Annotated in this window: 16 protein-coding genes and 2 pseudogenes; 9 read left to right on the top strand and 9 right to left on the bottom strand. The window is 69.4% G+C overall.

The genetic code is table 11. The features are described from left to right. Positions 1-156 precede the first annotated feature (156 nt). Together ACQPYK_RS24735 and ACQPYK_RS24730 are read left to right on the top strand one after the other, a co-directional pair. Positions 157-768 (top strand): LysE family translocator, encoded by a 612-nt coding sequence (locus tag ACQPYK_RS24735; RefSeq protein ID WP_433235105.1) that lies wholly within the window; start codon positions 157-159, stop codon positions 766-768. Positions 769-796: 28 nt separating this feature from the next. Continuing rightward, positions 797-1,495, top strand: a complete 699-nt coding sequence (locus tag ACQPYK_RS24730) for a B3/B4 domain-containing protein (RefSeq protein ID WP_433235102.1) — start codon at positions 797-799, stop codon at positions 1,493-1,495. A gap of 266 nt (positions 1,496-1,761) precedes the next feature. Here ACQPYK_RS24730 and ACQPYK_RS24725 read toward each other — a convergent pair whose 3' ends face one another. Together ACQPYK_RS24725 and ACQPYK_RS24720 are read right to left on the bottom strand one after the other, a co-directional pair. Continuing rightward, positions 1,762-2,082, bottom strand: a complete 321-nt coding sequence (locus ACQPYK_RS24725; protein WP_433235099.1) for a hypothetical protein — start codon at positions 2,080-2,082, stop codon at positions 1,762-1,764. 206 nt (positions 2,083-2,288) lie between these two features. Next, positions 2,289-3,263, bottom strand: coding sequence for a helix-turn-helix transcriptional regulator (locus tag ACQPYK_RS24720; RefSeq protein ID WP_433235096.1), 975 nt, complete (start codon positions 3,261-3,263; stop codon positions 2,289-2,291). Positions 3,264-3,351: 88 nt separating this feature from the next. Here ACQPYK_RS24720 and ACQPYK_RS24715 point away from each other — a divergent pair, with 88 nt between their 5' ends. Both ACQPYK_RS24715 and ACQPYK_RS24710 read left to right on the top strand, forming a co-directional pair. Beyond that, positions 3,352-3,747: a VOC family protein gene (locus ACQPYK_RS24715; RefSeq protein WP_433235093.1), complete on the top strand. Its 396-nt coding sequence runs from the start codon at positions 3,352-3,354 to the stop codon at positions 3,745-3,747. Then, positions 3,744-4,301 carry a YdeI/OmpD-associated family protein gene (locus ACQPYK_RS24710; RefSeq protein ID WP_433235090.1) on the top strand — a complete coding sequence of 186 codons (558 nt, stop codon included), beginning with the start codon at positions 3,744-3,746 and terminating at the stop codon, positions 4,299-4,301. Before ACQPYK_RS24715 ends, ACQPYK_RS24710 begins: the two co-directional genes overlap by 4 nt. A 196-nt stretch (positions 4,302-4,497) precedes the next feature. Here ACQPYK_RS24710 and ACQPYK_RS24705 read toward each other — a convergent pair whose 3' ends face one another. Continuing rightward, positions 4,498-5,406, bottom strand: a complete 909-nt coding sequence (locus tag ACQPYK_RS24705) for an oxidoreductase (protein ID WP_433235087.1) — start codon at positions 5,404-5,406, stop codon at positions 4,498-4,500. Positions 5,407-5,469: 63 nt separating this feature from the next. Between ACQPYK_RS24705 and ACQPYK_RS24700 the strand changes: the two genes are divergently transcribed. The 3 genes and pseudogenes from ACQPYK_RS24700 to ACQPYK_RS24690 form a co-directional block, all read left to right on the top strand. Further along, positions 5,470-6,474, top strand: a complete 1,005-nt coding sequence (locus ACQPYK_RS24700) for a DUF5937 family protein (protein ID WP_433235084.1) — start codon at positions 5,470-5,472, stop codon at positions 6,472-6,474. Between the two features lie 177 nt (positions 6,475-6,651). Beyond that, positions 6,652-6,924 (top strand): annotated as a pseudogene (locus tag ACQPYK_RS24695) (VOC family protein); the annotation flags it as partial. Between the two features lie 43 nt (positions 6,925-6,967). Further along, positions 6,968-7,294, top strand: a pseudogene (locus tag ACQPYK_RS24690) (sigma-70 family RNA polymerase sigma factor); the annotation flags it as partial. 142 nt (positions 7,295-7,436) lie between these two features. On the opposite strand, the gene ACQPYK_RS24685 reads toward ACQPYK_RS24690, so the two are convergent. The 5 genes from ACQPYK_RS24685 to ACQPYK_RS24665 form a co-directional block, all read right to left on the bottom strand. Next, on the bottom strand, positions 7,437-9,824 hold the full coding sequence (locus ACQPYK_RS24685) for an ATP-binding cassette domain-containing protein (RefSeq protein ID WP_433258904.1): 2,388 nt from the start codon (positions 9,822-9,824) through the stop codon (positions 7,437-7,439). Positions 9,825-9,967: 143 nt separating this feature from the next. Further along, positions 9,968-10,372, bottom strand: a complete 405-nt coding sequence (locus ACQPYK_RS24680) for a VOC family protein (protein ID WP_433235082.1) — start codon at positions 10,370-10,372, stop codon at positions 9,968-9,970. 334 nt (positions 10,373-10,706) lie between these two features. Next, positions 10,707-11,183 carry an iron chaperone gene (locus ACQPYK_RS24675; RefSeq protein ID WP_433235079.1) on the bottom strand — a complete coding sequence of 159 codons (477 nt, stop codon included), beginning with the start codon at positions 11,181-11,183 and terminating at the stop codon, positions 10,707-10,709. Between the two features lie 45 nt (positions 11,184-11,228). Next, positions 11,229-11,435, bottom strand: coding sequence for a hypothetical protein (locus ACQPYK_RS24670; RefSeq protein ID WP_433235077.1), 207 nt, complete (start codon positions 11,433-11,435; stop codon positions 11,229-11,231). Between the two features lie 154 nt (positions 11,436-11,589). Beyond that, entirely contained in the window at positions 11,590-12,045 is a 456-nt protein-coding gene (locus ACQPYK_RS24665) for a carboxymuconolactone decarboxylase family protein (RefSeq protein WP_433235074.1), read from the bottom strand. A 170-nt stretch (positions 12,046-12,215) separates the two neighbouring features. Between ACQPYK_RS24665 and ACQPYK_RS24660 the strand changes: the two genes are divergently transcribed. Together ACQPYK_RS24660 and ACQPYK_RS24655 are read left to right on the top strand one after the other, a co-directional pair. Beyond that, a complete protein-coding gene (locus ACQPYK_RS24660) occupies positions 12,216-14,681 on the top strand; it encodes a tetratricopeptide repeat protein (protein WP_433235071.1) in 2,466 nt (821 codons plus the stop codon). A 71-nt stretch (positions 14,682-14,752) separates the two neighbouring features. Then, positions 14,753-15,154, top strand: coding sequence for a hypothetical protein (locus ACQPYK_RS24655; RefSeq protein ID WP_433235069.1), 402 nt, complete (start codon positions 14,753-14,755; stop codon positions 15,152-15,154). Here ACQPYK_RS24655 and ACQPYK_RS24650 read toward each other — a convergent pair. Further along, the gene (locus ACQPYK_RS24650) at positions 15,082-16,794 is read right to left on the bottom strand and encodes a serine hydrolase (protein ID WP_433235066.1); all 1,713 of its coding nucleotides are present in this window, start codon (positions 16,792-16,794) and stop codon (positions 15,082-15,084) included. The genes ACQPYK_RS24655 and ACQPYK_RS24650 overlap by 73 nt on opposite strands. Between the last annotated feature and the right edge of the window lie 5 nt (positions 16,795-16,799).

Raw genomic sequence — 16,799 nt, 5'->3', positions numbered from 1 at the left:
CACCGTCGGCGGTCCGCTCGGCGACACGGGTTCGCACGTGGGGCCGGGCCCACGCCTGCGGGCCCACGTCCACGGGGCGGCTCCCGCGGCCGGGGCGGTAGCGGCGCGAGCGGCATCACGCCGCCCCGCTCCCCCCGCTCTGCCGGGAGGTCCATCATGAGCATCGCGTTCCTGGTGACCACGCTCGTCATCGTCGCCACACCCGGCACCGGGGTCGTCTACACGCTGTCGGCCGGCCTCTCCCGCGGACACCGCGCAAGCGTCGTCGCCGCGATCGGATGCACGCTCGGCGTCGTTCCGCACATGGTGGCGACGATCACCGGTCTCGCGGCGCTGCTGCACACGAGCGCGCCGGCGTTCCAGGTCCTGAAATATCTGGGGGTGGCCTATCTCCTCTTCATGGCGTGGACCGCGCTGAAGAACAAGGAGGCGATCGTCGTGGAGGACAGGAGCGCCTCTCGCCCGGCGACCAGGGTGATCCTCTCCGGCATCCTCATCAACATTCTCAACCCGAAGCTGACCATGTTCTTCTTCGCGTTCCTGCCGCAGTTCGTGAACACCGGCGAGCCCGACTCCCTTGTGCAGATGGTGGAGCTGAGCGCCGTCTTCATGCTGCTCACGTTCGTCGTCTTCGCCGTCTACGGCATCTTCGCCGCCTCGGTGCGCGACCATGTGATCTCACGACCCCGAGTGATGACCTGGATGAGCCGCGTCTTCGCCGGCTCCTTCGTCGCGCTCGGCGTCAAACTCGCTCTCGTCGACCAATAGCTTCCAGTCCGTGATAGGGACCTGCCCCATGTACTTCCAGCACTCGCCTGAAATCTGGTCGGGCCATCCGGAGCTCGTCGCCGGCGTGGTCTTCGCCGCGGGGATCACCGAGGACGCCTTCGTCGGCCCTCGGCTCGCGCGGTTCGAGGCCCTCGCCGAAGCCCGCCTCGCGACGGGTCCGGAGGCCGAGTTCCCCGAGATCCAGGCTTGGCGGCGCACGTTCTCGAAGATGGGACTCAAACCCACGCAGTATCGATGCGCTTCGGAGTCGTTGTTGCGGCGTTTCAGGAAGGAGCGGACCCTCCCCCGGATCCATCCCCTGATCGATCTGTGCAACGCGATCTCGCTCGCGTTCGCGATCCCGGTGGGCGTGTTCGACGCCGCCAGGATCTCCGAGAGCCTCGAAGTCCGCCACGCGGGTGGTGACGAGAGCTATCTGACCTTCTCCGGTGAGACGGAGAACCCTGACACGCACGAGGTGATCTTCGCCGACGCCGCCGGACGGGCGCACGCCCGTCGGTGGACGAATCGGCAGAGCGGCTACTCGGCCGTCCGGGACGCGACGACCACGGTGCTGATCGTCGCGGAGGCGATGCACGGTTCGGCGTCCGCGGACGTCTCGGAACTCACCGCCACGATCGCCGACGAGCTGAAAGGCGCCTGGTCCGTCGCGCCGGAAACCGCGATCCTGAGCCGGTCCTCGCCGCGTTTCGCCCTCCCCGCCTGACCGGACGGCCGAGGCGCCATCACACGGTCGCTCGCTCGCCCGGACGACGACCTCGGCGATCGCCGTGGCGCAGGCCTCGTCGGTCGGCCCGTGCCCGAAGGTCAACCGGTACCACATGGGCGCGAAGGCGAGGTCGATGAGAAATCGGCCACCGGCGCCCGGCCGAGCGTTCCCGCCTTTCCCGGCAGCACCTGAAAGGTGCCCACGAGCAGTCGGGCGGCCCGGGGGTCTCGAGGCCGGCCCAGGTTTCGACGTGGGCCGGCTCGTCAGTCGTCCAGGACCGCCAGGTCGAGCCGGCGAAGGCGGTCGGGGTCGGGGTCGGGGTCGGCGAGAATGTCGATGGTCGTGATCCTCCCGTTCGTGATCGTGAAGCTCAGGACCGACATGATCCGGTCGTCCGCCGTGCTGACGACTCCGGCGGCCCCGTTCACCAGCGCCGATCGCGAGGAGTGGGAGGTGGCGAACCGCTGGAAGGTGAGCGCCTGTCCGGCCACCGCCGCCGCGCCTCGGACCACCTTCAATCCACCGGCGGGCATGGCGCCGGTGTCGGCGCGCAGCACCACGTCGGGGTCGAGGACGGCGACCAACGCCTCGAAGTCGCGGACCTTTCCGCGCCTCCCTCGTCATGAGCGAAAAGGCGCGGACCGGCGGGGAGGTCGCACTTCCGGCCCGCGGACTCCTTCTGGTGAGCCGGAAACCCCGCGAGCAGGCCCGGCGGCCAGCCCGCGCATCGTCCAGCGCGCCTCCCCCGGAGAACCTGCGCGAGGCATCCCGCAGGAGATGGCGTACGGGGTCAACTGGTCTCGCGAGGGAAGCCGCGGACGGCGTTGCCCACCCGCTCGGCGATCGACGCCAGGTGCTCGGCCAGGAGCGGCGGGTCGAGCAGGGTGTAGTCCATGGGCAGCAGGGTCAGGCGGTAGGCCAGGTAGTGGGGCGCGTCGGGGTGGGTGCGCAGCCGGCAGGTGTGCTCGTCGACGGCTTCCAGCTCGCCCTGCCAGGCCGGGACCTGCTCGGCGGCCCGCTCGATCGGCGCGTGCAGGAGCACCGTGGCTCGGATGGAACCCGCCGCGATCGCCTGCTTCACCCAGGTGAGAGCGTCGACGCCGCCGGGTAGGTCGCGGGCGGGCATGTGGACACCGGTGCGCTGGAGGTCGGTGAGGCGGTCCAGGCGGAAGGAGCGCCAGGCGGAGCGCTCGGTGTCGAAGGCGATCAGATACCACAGCCGCCCCGAGGCCACCAGCCGGTGCGGCTCCACCAGGCGGTGGCTGCTCTGACCGTTGGCCCTGGTGTAGGTGAAACGGACTCTCTCGTGGATGACGCAGGCGGCCGCGAGCGCGGCCAGGGCATCGGCGTCGGTGGTGGGTCCCGGGGTGGGCGGCAGGATGACAGTCGCGCGTGAGAGCGAGGCCACCCGGCGACGCAGCCGTTGCGGCAGGACCTGTTCCAGCTTGGCCAGAGCGCGCAGCGAGGTCTCCTCTACCCCCGCGAGGGCCGCGGTGGCGGCGGTGCGCAACCCGATGGCGATGGCGACGGCCTCCTCGTCGTCCAGCAGCAGCGGTGGCATGGCCGTACCGGCGGTGAGGCGGTAGCCGCCGATGTTGCCCTGGGTGGCGTGCACGGGATAGCCGAGCTCGCGAAGCCGGTCGATGTCGCGGCGGATGGTGCGGGTGGTGACGCCGAGCCGGTCCGCCAGCTCGGTGCCGGGCCACTCTTTCGGGGTCTGCAGCAGGGACAGCAGTTGCAGCAGTCGTCCAGATGGATCACGCATGTCTTCACTCTGCCGCACTGCTAGGACATTTACTGACCTATTAAGAGTCTACTCTTCAGTTATCAAGCGAACGGCAAGGGAGAGCACCATGTTGCGCGGAATGACCACCATCAGCTACTGGGCCGACGACCACGCCGAGGCCGTCCGTTGGTACACCGAGCTGCTGGGTATGAGCCCCTACTTCGAGCGGCCCGGATACGCCGAGTTCCGCGTCGGTGACTTCCAGCATGAGCTGGGCCTGATCGACAGCCGCTACGCCCCCGAGGGCGCGGCGAGCGGCCCGGCAGGCGTGATCGTGTACTGGCACGTCGACGACGTGGCGGCCACGATGGAGCGGCTCCTCTCGATGGGCGCGAAGATGTATGACCCGCTCACCGAGCGCGGCCCCGGGTTCGTGACCGCCTCGGTGGTCGATCCCTTCGGCAACATCCTGGGCGTCATGTACAACGCTCACTACCTGAAGGTCGTGGAGTCGGCCCGATGAGCGCGGAGGAGGCGGTCCTCACCTTCGAGGACGCCGCTCAGTGGGAATCCTGGCTGGCCGAGCACCACGACGGAGGGACGGGCGTCTGGCTGAAGATCGCCAAGAAAGGGTCGGGCGCGACCTCGGTGACGCAGCCGCAGGCACTGGCCACCTGCCTGTGTTACGGCTGGATCGACAGCCACCGCCGTTCCTTCGATGAGAAGTCCTACCTGCAGCGGTACTCGCGGCGCCGTACCGGCAGCCCGTGGTCGCAGGTGAACGTCGAGCAGGCGGAGGCGCTGATCGACGAGGGGCGGATGCGCCCCCCGGGGTTCGCGGAGATCGCCTCCGCTCAAGTGGACGGACGGTGGAGCGCCGCCTACCCTTCCCAGCGCAATGCCACCGCCCCGCCCGACCTGGTAGCGGCGCTGGAGGAGCACCCCAGGGCCAAAGCCGCCTACGACTGCCTGGGCAGGACGGGCCGGTACGCCGTGATCCTGCGCCTGGCCAAGACCCGCACTCCCCGGAGCAGGGCCACCTCCCTGGCCACGGTGATCGCAGGGCTGGAGGCCTGACCCGTGGCGGGCGGCAGGTCGAAGTCGTAGTCGGTCGGCATCAGGAACAGGTTCCGGGAGAGCGCCGTCGGCCTGCCCTGAACCCGAGCCGGCCGGCAGGCCGGGTGGGAGTGTCCGGCCCTGGCCGTATCGACTCGCAGGAAGCGATGCCGGTTACAGATGCGGGCCTTTGCCGGGAGAGATCGGATTCTTTCGCTCACATTCCACGCCGGTGGAGGGAGTCCAGGACGGCCAGTTCGTCCTCGGAGAGGCGCAGGGCGCCGGCGGCCACGTTCTGGGCCAGGTGGTCGGGATTGCCGGTGCCGGGGATGGCCAGCACGTGCGGCCCTCGGTGCAGCGTCCACGCCAGCCGGACCTGCGCCGGGCTCGCCCCGTGCGCCCGCGCGACGGCCAGCACCTCGTCACTGTCGTCGCCGCTCGCGCCCGCCTCGCGCCCGGCGCCGGCGATCGCGTAGAACGGCACGAACGCGACGCCCTGCTCACCACAGGTGCGCAGGAACTCGTCGTGCTCGGGCCGCGTGCCGATGCCGTACAGATTCTGCACGCAGACCACCGGCGCGATGGCCTGAGCCTCGGCGAGGTGTTCGGGACGGACGTTGGAGACGCCCAGGTGGCGGATGAGCCCGGCGTCGCGCAGTTCGGCCAGCGCGCCGAAGCGCTCGGCGATCGAATCGGTTCCGACGATGCGCAGGTTCACCACGTCGAGGTGGTCACGGCCGAGCTGGCGCAGGTTCTCCTCGACCTGGCCGCGCAGTTGCTCGGGGGCGGCATGGGGCAGCCACTCACCCGAGGGGTCTCGGCCCGGCCCGACCTTGGTGGTGATGACGAGATCGTCCGGATAGGGGGCCAGTGCTTGGTTGATCAGTTCGTTGGCGGAGCGCAGCGGCGAGAAGTAGAACGCGGCGGTGTCGATGTGGTTCACACCGAGCTCGACCGCGCGGCGTAGCACTCTGATCGCCTGGCCGCGATCGCTCGGAGCGGCGTCGGGCGTGAACGCCGCGCCGTTCTGTGTCAGGCGCATCGCGCCGAAACCGATCCGGTTGACCACCAGGTCGCCGAGCTTCCAGGTGCCCGATGCCGCCGCGGTGATCGTCTTTGAGGTCATGCCGGAATGATCCCCGCGATGTAAGGTGGTCGCCAATAATTAAGACATGTCTGAATCCGTGGAGTGGTCGTCCTGGAGGAGCTGGCGTTCTCGGCGAGCGATCTGGCGCAGATGCGGTTCGCGGTCTCTCCGATGTGGGAGGTCGGGACCAGCTTCCGGCTGCTGAGCTCTGGGTCCGCACATCCCGTGCACCGGCCCTGGCTCGAACAGGTACGGCCGCGGGTGGCGGCCGCAGGGCTGGACCGGGGCTGGCTCGCCGGGCTGATTCCGCCCTCGGGTTACGTCCCCGACTTCCTCAACCCGGCACCCGCCGGGCCGGCCCCCACGCTGGCGGAGGAGCTGGCCGGGATCCTGGCCGCTCCCGTCGGCCGGGTACACCAGGACCTCGACCGCCTGGAGCGCTGTCAGGGGCGCCTCGGCTCTCGCTCGCAGACCCTGTACGCCGAGCCGCAGATCCGCATGGTCCGGGTCGCCGAGGAGATCGAGACCTACTGGGAGCTGGCGCTCGCCCCCTACTGGGCGCGTATCCGGGCCGTGCTCGACGCCGACGTCTTCTACCGGGCACGGCAGGTCGCCGAGCACGGCGCCGCGCGTCTCCTCAACGATCTGCACACTTCGGTGAGCTGGGACGACGACACGCTACGGCTCGTCCGCCGACGGCGGGCCCTGTCCCGCGAGACGGCGGGCGCGGGACTGCTGCTGATTCCCTCGGCCTTCACCGGACCGGGCCTGCTCACCCGGGTGACACCGCCGGAGCCGCCGCAGCTCGCCTATCCGGCGCGCGGCATCGGCTCACTGTGGGAACCCCGGCCCGCCCTCGGCTCCGGCGCCCTCGTTCCTGTACTCGGCCGCTCACGCACCCTGCTGCTGACCGAGCTGGACGCCCCGGCCTCCACCACCGAGCTGGCCCACCGCACCGGGCTCTCCCCTGCCGGGGTGTCCCAGTACCTGAGGGCGCTGCACGACGCGGGCCTGGTCAGCGCCCACCGCGCCGGCCGCTCAGTTCTCTACGCCCGCACCTCTGCCGCCGAATCCCTCCTCGCCGCCGCATCCCCGCAGGTGACGTGAGATCGGCGATCGCCGCCCCCGCCGTTCACCTCCACCGGTAGACCGGCGTGGTCGGCCTGCCGCCCTGCTGCCCGGGTGGCGCAGAAGATTCGGCCGCCACCTCGACCGATTCCTTTCGGCAGGTCGCCGAGTCGATAGGTATGACGGCATTTCAATGGCGACCGAGAAGGACCGATCATGGGGGAGACGACGGGGATTCGGCTGGGCGGCCTGGTACTGGGCAGCGACGATCCGGAACGGCTCAGCGCCTGGTATCGCACGGCCTTCGCGCCGTCGGCAGAGCCGAGCACCGTCCTGATGGTGGGCGGCGGGCGGTTGACCTTCGACCGCCGTGACGATCTCGAGCAGAGCACACGGGAGCCGGGCAGGATCCTGATCAACTTCTACGTCGAGGACATCGAGGCGGTCGCGGCCCACCTGAAGTCGCTGGGCATCACGCGGTGGATCCGCCCGGTGGAGGACTTCGGCCCGGGCCTCATCGCGACAGTGGAGGATCCGGCCGGAGCTCCTGGCCTACTGCTACCGCATGCTCGGTTCGGTCCACGACGCCGAAGACCTCGTCCAGGAGACCTATCTGCGCGCGTGGCGCTCGTACGAGGCGTTCGAAGGCCGGGCGTCACTGCGCACCTGGCTCTACCGGATCGCGACCAACGTCTGCCTCACCGCGCTCGAGCACCGCAAGCGCCGGCCGCTGCCGTCGGGCCTCGGCGGTCCCACCGACGACCCCGAAGGCCCTCTGGCACCGCCACCGGAAGTGACCTGGCTAGAGCCCTTCCCCGACCGCCTGCTCCGCGCAGGCTCGGACGATCCCGACACCATCCGCCGGCATGCCACCGAGCTCATCGGCACCGGCGCCGATGAGCTCGGTGGCACTCACCGTCGTGCACGACCACGCCGAACGTGTGCACTCCCATTACATGCTCGCCGAAATGCTCCGCTCACGGTGTCCACGAGGGCCTCGCTCAGGTGCCGATGTAGGCCGCGAGGTGCTCGCCGGTGAGGGTGGCGCGGGCGGCGACGAGGTCGGCGGGTGTGCCCTCGAAGACGATCCGGCCGCCGTCGTGGCCGGCGCCGGGGCCGAGGTCGATGATCCAGTCGGCGTGCGCCATGACCGCCTGATGGTGCTCGATGACGATGACCGACGTGCCGGAGTCGACGAGCCGGTCGAGCAGGCCGAGCAGCTGCTCGACGTCGGCGAGGTGCAGGCCGGTGGTGGGTTCGTCGAGAACGTAGACGCCGCCCTTGCCGGCCATGTGGGTGGCCAGCTTGAGCCGCTGGCGTTCGCCGCCCGACAGGGTGGTGAGGGGCCGGCCGATGGCGAGGTAGCCGAGACCCACGTCGGAGAGGCGTTCGAGGACGCGGTGGGCGGCGGGAACGCGCGCCTGGTCGGCGCCGAAGAACTCCTTGGCCTCGTCGACCGGCATGGCGAGCACTTCGCTGATGTCCCGGCCGCCGAGGCGATACTCGAGGACCGACGGCTGGAACCGCTTGCCCTCGCAGTCCTCGCAGGTGGTGGCGACGCCCGCCATCACCGCCAGGTCGGTGTAGATGACGCCCGCGCCGTTGCAGGTGGGGCAGGCGCCCTCGGAGTTGGCGCTGAACAACGCGGGCTTCACGCCGTTGGCCTTGGCAAAGGCGTTGCGGATCGGGTCGAGCAGGCCGGTGTAGGTCGCCGGGTTGCTGCGGCGTGAACCCCTGATCGGCGACTGGTCGACGGCCACCACGCCGTCCCTGCGCGCCACCGAGCCGTGGATCAGCGAGCTCTTGCCGGAGCCCGCCACCCCGGTGACGACGCACAGCACGCCGAGCGGGATGTCGACGTCGACGTCCTGAAGGTTGTGCGTCGAAGCGCCGCGGATCTCGAGGTGTCCCTTCGGCTTCCGTACCGCCTCCTTGAGGGCGGCCCGGTCGTCGAGGTGGCGGCCGGTGAGCGTGCCGCTGTCCCGCAGCCCCTCAAGGGTGCCCTCGAACACCACCTCGCCGCCGGCGGCGCCCGCGCGCGGACCGAGGTCGACGACATGGTCGGCGATCGCGATCGCCTCCGGCTTGTGCTCCACGACGAGCACCGTGTTGCCCTTGTCCCGCAGCCGCAGCAGCAGCTCGTTCATCCGCTGGATGTCATGGGGGTGCAGACCCGTCGTGGGCTCGTCGAAGACATAGGTGGTGTCGGTCAGCGCGGAGCCGAGATGGCGGATCATCTTGACGCGCTGCCCCTCACCGCCGGACAGCGTGCCCGACGGCCGGTCGAGCGAGAGATAGCCGAGCCCGATCTCCACGAACGAGTCCAGGGACTCCCCCAGCGACTTCAGCAGCGGCGCGACCGACGGCTCGTCGAGGCCGCGGATCCACGCGGCCAGGTCCCTGATCTCCATCGCGCAGGCGTCGGCGATGCTGATCCCCTCGATCTTCGACGCCCTGGCCTCCGCGCTGAGCCGGGAACCGCCGCATTCGGGGCAGGAGGTGAACGTCACCGCCCGCTCCACGAACGCCCGGATATGCGGCTGCAGCGACTCCTTGTCCTTGGACAACATCGACTTCTGGATCTTCGGGATCAGACCCTCGTAGGTCAGGTTGACACCGTCGACCTTCACCTTGGTCGGCTCACCGTAGAGGAAGTCCCGCATCTCCTTCTCGGTGAACTCGCGGATCGGCTTGGTCGGGTCGAGGATGCCCGAATCGGCGTAGACCCGCGTGGTCCAGAAGCTTTCCTGCTTCCAGCCGGGGATCGTGAACGCGCCGTCACCGATCGCCCTGGAGTCGTCGTAGAGCTGTGCGAGGTCGATGTCGGAGACCGTGCCGCGGCCTTCGCAACGCGCGCACATGCCGCCGTGGTAGACGGCCTTGCGTACGACGATCCGCTCGCCCTTGCCCTTGTCGATGTTCATGGCCCCGCTCGCCGTACGCTTCGGGACGTTGAACGCGAAGGCGGTGGGCGGGCCGATGTAGGGCTGTCCGAGGCGGCTGAACAGGATGCGCAGCATCGCGTTGGCGTCGGTGGCGGTACCGACGGTGGAGCGGGGATCGGCGCCCATCCGTCGCTGGTCGATGAGGATCGCGGTCGTCAGCCCTTCGAGGACGTCGACCTCGGGCCGCGCCAGCGTCGGCATGAAGCCCTGCACGAAGGCGCTGTAGGTCTCGTTGATCAGCCGCTGCGACTCCGCGGCGATCGTGCCGAACACCAGCGAGCTCTTGCCCGAGCCGGAAACGCCGGTGAACACCGTCAGCCGGCGCTTGGGGATCTCGACGCTGACGTCCTTGAGGTTGTTCACGCGCGCGCCGTGCACGCGGATCAAATCGTGGCGGTCGGCAACGTACAGCGCAGGCGACTGCGTATCGGTCTTCGTGGTCATGCTCATCGTGTCTCATCTCTGTTAGGCGGAGTCGCCTTCGCGGTCTCCGCCGGCGCCCGCTCGGCCCGACCACGCGGCGTCCTCGATCAGGCTCTGGCCGGGCCGACCTCGGCGTACCGGGTCGACTGGCCGTCACCCTAGCCTTAGGGGCGCTGGTTGAAGCGGACCTGGTTGCCCGAGGGGTCGCGGAACGCGCAGTCCCGCGTGCCGTACGCCTGGTCTATCGGCTCTTGCAGCACCTCCGCGCCGGACGCGCGGACCTTCTCGAACGTCGCGTCGACGTCGTCGGTCTCGAAGACCAGCCCGGCCAGCGAGCCCTTGGCCAGCAGGGCCTTGATGGTCTGCCCGTCCTCGGCCGGGCGGCCCACGCCCGCGGTCTGCAGCACGATGCCGAGCTCGGGCTGTGCCGCGGGCCCCACGGTCAGCCAGCGGGCGCCCTCCATGGCCACGTCCTGGCGTATCTCAAGGCCCAGGGTGTCGCAGTAGAAGGCCAGTGCGGCCTCGTGGTCGTCGACTTCCAAAGACGTGTACTTGACTGAGAGATCCATGACCCGAACGCTACGAGGTCGGGCTGAGCTGCGCTTCTCCGTTTCTGCTCGGCCTCGTCACGAGTTCGGCCCGACATCCCGGGGTGGTCGCGAGCTCCGCGTGGTCTCGGACCCGGTAGGCGCTCGGGCTCTCCCCGACCAGCTCGGTGAAGGGGTCGCTGAAAGAGCCCAGGGAGGTACGGCCGACGGCCGTGCACGCGTCGGTGACGCTCAGGTCGACGCGGCGCGACAGGGCCTCGGCGCGGGTGGGGGTGCCGGGGCGGCCGGCTGCGTCCGTCCCACAGCTGGAGCCGCCGCCAGATGGCGCCGGCCGTGGATTCGGCCTGGTCGGCTCTCAGCTCGCCGCTTGCTTCACGAGCGCGCCGATCCGGGCCTCGTCTGCGGCGGTCAGCTTCGTCAGCGCGAAGGCGGTCGGCCACATGGCGCCGTCGTCGAGGTTCGCCTGGTCGTTGAAGCCGAGCGTCGCGTACCTGGCCTTGAACTTCTCCGCGCTCTGGAAGAAGCAGACGACCTTGCCGTCCTTGGCATACGAGGGCATCCCGTACCAGAGCTTCGGCGAGAGCTCCGGTGCGTTGGCCTTGATGACGGCGTGAATCCGTTCGGCCAGGGCGCGATCGGGGGCCGACATCTCGGCGATCTTCGCGAGCACGTCGCTTTCCCCGTCATCCTTGGCCGCGCGCGGGCTGCGGCGCGCGACCGTCTTCAGCTCCTTCGCGCGCTCCTTCATCGCGGCCCGCTCCTCGTCCGAGAACCTCTCGGCCGTCTTGCCTGCCGCGGTGGTGCTCTCGGTGGCGTTCTGCGGGTCGTTCATGGCAGGTCTCCTTGCCTTCGAGTCTTGATAGGAACGATCGTCTTGTCAGTCGTTGATCAGCAGTGTGATGTCGCCGCATCGCTCGGCGGCTGCCGCTGTGGAGATCGGATCGGTGATGTCGAGCTCTACCGGGACGAGGCCCTGGTCGGTGACGGAGCCGGGGTCGCGGGCGCCGGCGTGGACCGCGCTCGCGCCCCGTTCCGGTAGCGCCGGCGCGAAAGCTCTGCCGGGCCCGCGGTCGGCGCCCGTCACCAAGGCGGTACGACCCCGAAGGTCGATACCCTGATCTTCATATCTTGCCCGAATAATAGTGGGTTTGGATTTCAAACTTACCATGGAGCAGGCAAGTCCGAGGCGGGCGGTTCCGGGCCGCGGGTTCGCGTACGTGGCCCAGGACCGGCGCAGCTCATCCCCATGCGCCGGCGATCTGCCGGGTGGTGGCGTTGAGCCGGTTGAACATGTTGGTGACGCCGATCATCAACACGAGCGCGGCGAGCTGCTTCTCGTTGAAGTGGGTGGCGGCGGCGTCCCAGATCTCGTCGTTCACCGCGTCGGCACGGTCGGCCAGCCGCGTCGCGGCCTCGGCCAGCTCCAGCGCCGCCCGCTCGGGGCCGGTGAAGTACGGGGTCTCCCTCCAGGCGGCGACCGTGGCCAGGCGCTCGTCGCTCACTCCGGCCTTGCGGGCCGTCTTCGCACCGCCATCGACACAGGCGCTGCAGCCGTTGATCTGGCTGACCCGCAGGTGTACCAGCTCCAGCGTCTGCCCGTCCACCCCTGCGGAGTGCACGGCCTTGAAGATCTCCTGGATGGGCTGCATCGCGCCGGAAAGGACCATGGCGGGGTTCTGCATACGAGGCTGCATTTCGGCTTTCCTCCGTCTTTCGTTCGGTGTGTGACTTAATGACACCCGAGCGGGCTTGTCCTGAGCGATGGCGATGGGACACCCTGGGACAGTTGATGCGGTCTTGAACAGGAACGACGCGCCCCGGGGAATCGCCGGCGGGGCGGGACAGAAAGGCGGGGCACGCACAGATGGTCAAGGCCGATCCGCAGGATGAACTGGCCGTACGGCTGCGCCTGCTCCAGGAGCTGTCCGGGCTCGGTGTACGGGCCCTCGCGCGGGACACCGGCCTCAGCTCCTCGTCACTGTCGCGCTATCTCAGTGGCCAGACGTTGCCGCCCTGGCCCGCGGTGATCGCGCTCTGCCGCCTCACCAAGCGTGACCCCCGCCCGCTGCGCCCTTTGTGGGAACGGGCCTCGAACCCCCTGCCGGCGCCCCCGAAGACCAGCCGCCAGGTTCAGCCTCCGTCGGCGCCCGCCGGAGCCCCCCGTCCACCCCGCAACGATCTGCCGCGCGACGTGCCCGACTTCACCGGTCGCCAGGCCCAGCTCGCGGCCGTACTCGCCGCGGTGGACAGCAACCGGGTGGTCGCCGTCGACGGCATGGCGGGCGTCGGCAAGACCTGTCTGGCGGTGCACGCCGCGCACCAGCTCACCGCCGCCTACCCGGACGCCCAGCTCTATCTGGACCTCCACGGGTTCACCGAGGGGCGGGAACCGCTCGACCACGACCGGGCACTGCGGACATTGCTCGCCGCCCTCGACGTCCCCTCCGAAAAGATCCCGCAGGAGGGCGGCCTCGAGCCACTGGCCGCCTGCTGGCGATCGGAACTGGCCCACCGGCGGGCCGTCGTGGTCCTCGACAACGCCGCCGACGCCGATCAGGTACGCCCGCTGCTGCCCGGCGCCGGTCCCTCCGTCGCCCTGATCACCAGCCGTAACCGGCTGCTCGGCCTGGACGAGGTGCCCCCGGTATCGCTGGACGTGCTGACCCCGCAGGAGAGCGCGGAGCTGCTGGCCCGCGCCAGCGGCGACCCCGCCGGCCCCGACGGCAGGCTCGCCCGCGACCCGCAGTCCACTGCCGAGGTGCTGCGGCTGTGCGGCCATCTGCCGCTGGCCCTGCGGCTGGCCGCGGCCCGGCTGCGGCACCGGCCGGGCTGGACCGTGGGCATCCTCGTCGAGCGGATGGCGGAGGGCGCGAGCGAGTTCGACACCGCGTTCGCCATGTCCGTCCGGCAGCTGGGCCCGGCCGAGCGTCGCATGTTCCGGTTGCTGGGCCTGATGCTGGGGTCCTCCTTCGACGAGTACGTGGCGGCGGCACTGGCGGACGTGCCGCTGCGCAGGGCCCAGGCGATGCTGGAGGATCTGCTCGACGCGCACCTGGTCCAGCAGCCGGCGGCCGGCCGCTACCGGCTGCACGACCTCGTCCACCAGCACGCCCGCCAGGCCGCCGCGCAGCAGCACTCACCGGCGGAGCTGGAGCAGGCGCTGGGCAGGGTGCTCGACTACTACGTGCACGCGGCGGCCGCCGCCAATGCCGCGATGCCCCTCGGGTCGCCCAGCCGTACGGCTACCGCGGGCCGGCCCCCGGCCGAGCTGCCGCGGTTCACCAACAGGCACGCGGCCCTGTTCTGGTTCGTCACCGAGTACACCAACCTGCTGGCCGCCTTCGACGCGGCGGTCGCCGCCGGAGCCGACACGCACGTGTGCGAGCTGCCGCGCTTCATGCGGGCCTTCTTCGCCCGGCGTTGCGGCACGACGCAGCTCAACGCCCTCTTCGAGCGGTCACTGGCCGCCGCGCAGCGCCTGGGCGACCCGCTGCAGCTGGCCGAGGCGCACAGCGACCTGGGCTTCGCACGCTACAACGCGGGCCGAATGGCGGAGGCCGGCGCCGCGTACGAGGCGGCGGCACCGCTGGTGTCCCAGGCCGGGGACGTCCGGTCCGAGGCCGAGCTGACCATGCGCCGCGGCTACCTCAGATGGGACCAGGGGCATGTCGAGGAGCCGCTCGGTCTGTTCCGGCTGGCGGGCAAGCTCTACGCGGCCGCCGGTTGCCCGGCGGGCACGGCCCACGCGGTCGCGTACGAGGCGTGGGCGATGCTGCAGTTGGGACACCGCGAGCAGGCGGCGCGGCTTGCCCGGGAGGCGATGGACGTCCCGCACGCCGACCCCGCCTGGCCGCCCACGCTGACCGCCCGGATCACCCTCGGCGTGGCCATCGCCCACGAGCAACCCGACGAGGCCGCACAGCACCTGCACCAAGCCCTGGAACTGGCCCGCGAGGACGGCCACAAACACAACGAGGCGTGGTGCCTCAACTGCCTGGGCGTCGCGCTGCGCCAGATGGGCCGCTACGAGGAGGCGCTGGCCAGCCACCGGCAGGCGTTCGCACTCCTGGACGAGCTGTTCGAGGAGCACTGGAAGATTCACTTCCTCAACAGCTACGGCGAGACCTGCCGGCTGGCCGGCCTGCCCGAGCAGGCCCTGCGCCTGCACCGTCAGGCACTCGAGCTGGCCCCGAAGGTGGGCTACCGGCACAAGGAGGCGCTGGCCCACGAGGGGATCGCCGCCGTGCTCGACGAAAGCGACCCGGTCGCCGCCGCCGAGCACCGCGCGGCTGGGCAGGCCATCCTGCAGGAGCTCACACCAGTGGGCTGACGTGACCGTTCGATCCCGCGGATCACTTCTGGTCCGATGTCCTGTCCCGCTACCCGGCCGATCTGATCAACGTGGCGCTGGAGGAGCTGGCCAAGAACAGCTGCGAGTTCCCGGCCTTCTCCACCCTGGACGACCTGGCCGCGCAGCGCCAGCGTAACGAGCGGATGCCAGCGGTGCTGGGCGACCTGCTGAGCGCGGCCAAAGAGGCCGACCTGGCGGCCCGGACCGCGCCGAACCCGTGGACGGCGGTGCGGCGGCGACACGAGACCGGCCGGGCGGTGCTGGAGACGATCAACGTAGTGGTCGAGGACCGCGCGTACTCCCGAGCAGGACAACGGTCGCATGGATCCGAATGGTGCGCCGCCCTCGCGGCTTGGGCGGACGGCAGTGCAAGGAGCGGCTACGTCGGGAGGCCGACCGCGTTGGACGCGTCGGCCTCGAAGTATTCCGTCGTGGCGAAGGGGCCGGTGTGATCCTCGAAGAAGCTCCTGACGCCGTCGATCGACTCATGGACGATGACGTTCACCGCCTTGGTCCCGTCGGCGCTCGCCACCGCCAGCGTCCACTTGGCACCCTTGGGAAGCTGGCCGTACGCCTTCTTCAGGGAATCCCAGAAACCGTCGTTTTCAGAAATCGTGGAAACAGCAATGACGTGCACTGCGGCACTCTCCTCATTGACTCTCGGATGCACTCGGCAATTGATGTGAAGATACTGTGCGGCACCATTCTTGAAGTCGTAGATCGCGACGGTCTGAGGGTCCTCGAGCGGATCGTCCGAAGGCATCAAGAAGTGGGTCTCGCTGATCGGGAGCAGCTCGTAATCGAGCTGGTCCGGTTTATTGAGGAGTTGCGCCTCCATGGGGTTCAGGGTGAATTTGAGGCGGAGCTTCCCGCGTTCGGCCACCACTTCGTAGCGGGTGCCGGGGCGCTCATAGGAGCCTTCGTACCTGGACAGATCGAGGGCCAGGGTCGGGTCGGGCTCCGGCAGGTCGGGGATCGTGACCGCACCGAGGTCGGCCAGGATTTCGTTGAACACCTTCCGGTAGAAGCTGTCGCGCGGCCCGGCGTTCGCCAGCATCGAGACGGCGATGTTCGATTCCGGCAGGATCCGCAGGCGGGCGCTCTGGCTGACTGCACTGCCGTCGTGGGCGTAGACGGTTTGGCCGTGCCAATCGCACACGATGAGGCCGAGTGCCCATTCCGGCCCGAACATGTACGGGTCAGGTATGGGGACCCGTGACTCCGTCATCTCGCGGATGATGCCGGGTGAGACGATTCTGGTCCCGTTCGGCGCCTTTCCTTCGTTAAGGAAGACGTACGCCATCGTGAGCAATTCCCGGGCTGTCGTGTTGACGTTGCCTCCGGGGCCGAAGGAACGCGGCAGGTGACCCAGCGGTGAGAGGATGGGTCCCTCTTCGAGGGATCGGATCAGGTATCCGGTCGCGGCCTGGTTCTGGTCCACGTGCTCACGCCGGCTGCTCGTCGAGGTCAGTCCCAAGGGGTCGAACAGGCGATCCTTCATGATGTCGTCCCACCGCTTGCCGTCGATCACCTCCATGATGCGGGCGAGGATCGCGTAGCCCAGGGCCGCGCTGTAGCCGTGAGTGTGGCCCAAGGGGTGGACCTGGCATGCGCCGGCGATGTTCTCCACCATGCGCTTGTACACGTCGTCCTCCTCGCCCGGATCTCCGTAGTTCTCCTCGATGCCGTTGGTGTGGTTGAGGAGATGGCGGGGTGTGACCTTGGCGCTGACATCGGGGTCAGCGACCCGGAAATCCGGAAGGTAGGTCCGCACCGGCTCGTCCAGGGCGACTTTCCCCTCGTCGACGAGCTGCATGAAGGCGAGGGCGGTCCATGTCTTGGATACGGAGCCGCACTGGTAGATGGTGTCGGTCCTCGTGGGCTCCCGCGTGGAGATGTTCTTGACGCCGACCGCGAAGTCGGTGATCTCCCCGTCGCTGAGGACGCCGATCACGGCACTCGGAATCCGGTACTCCGCGAGCAGCTCGGAGACGCGAGCTCGCATCCGGGTTACATCCAACGCTCTTGCCATAAGGGGTTCCTCGTCCTGTCCGATTCTTTCCAAGTGAGAAAAAGCTACGTTGCATTTCAAGTCTC

Origin of the sequence: Streptosporangium sp. CA-135522, from assembly GCF_050949235.1 — a bacterium.
GTDB lineage: Bacteria > Actinomycetota > Actinomycetes > Streptosporangiales > Streptosporangiaceae > Streptosporangium.
This window is presented reverse-complemented; position numbering and strand designations above follow the sequence as displayed.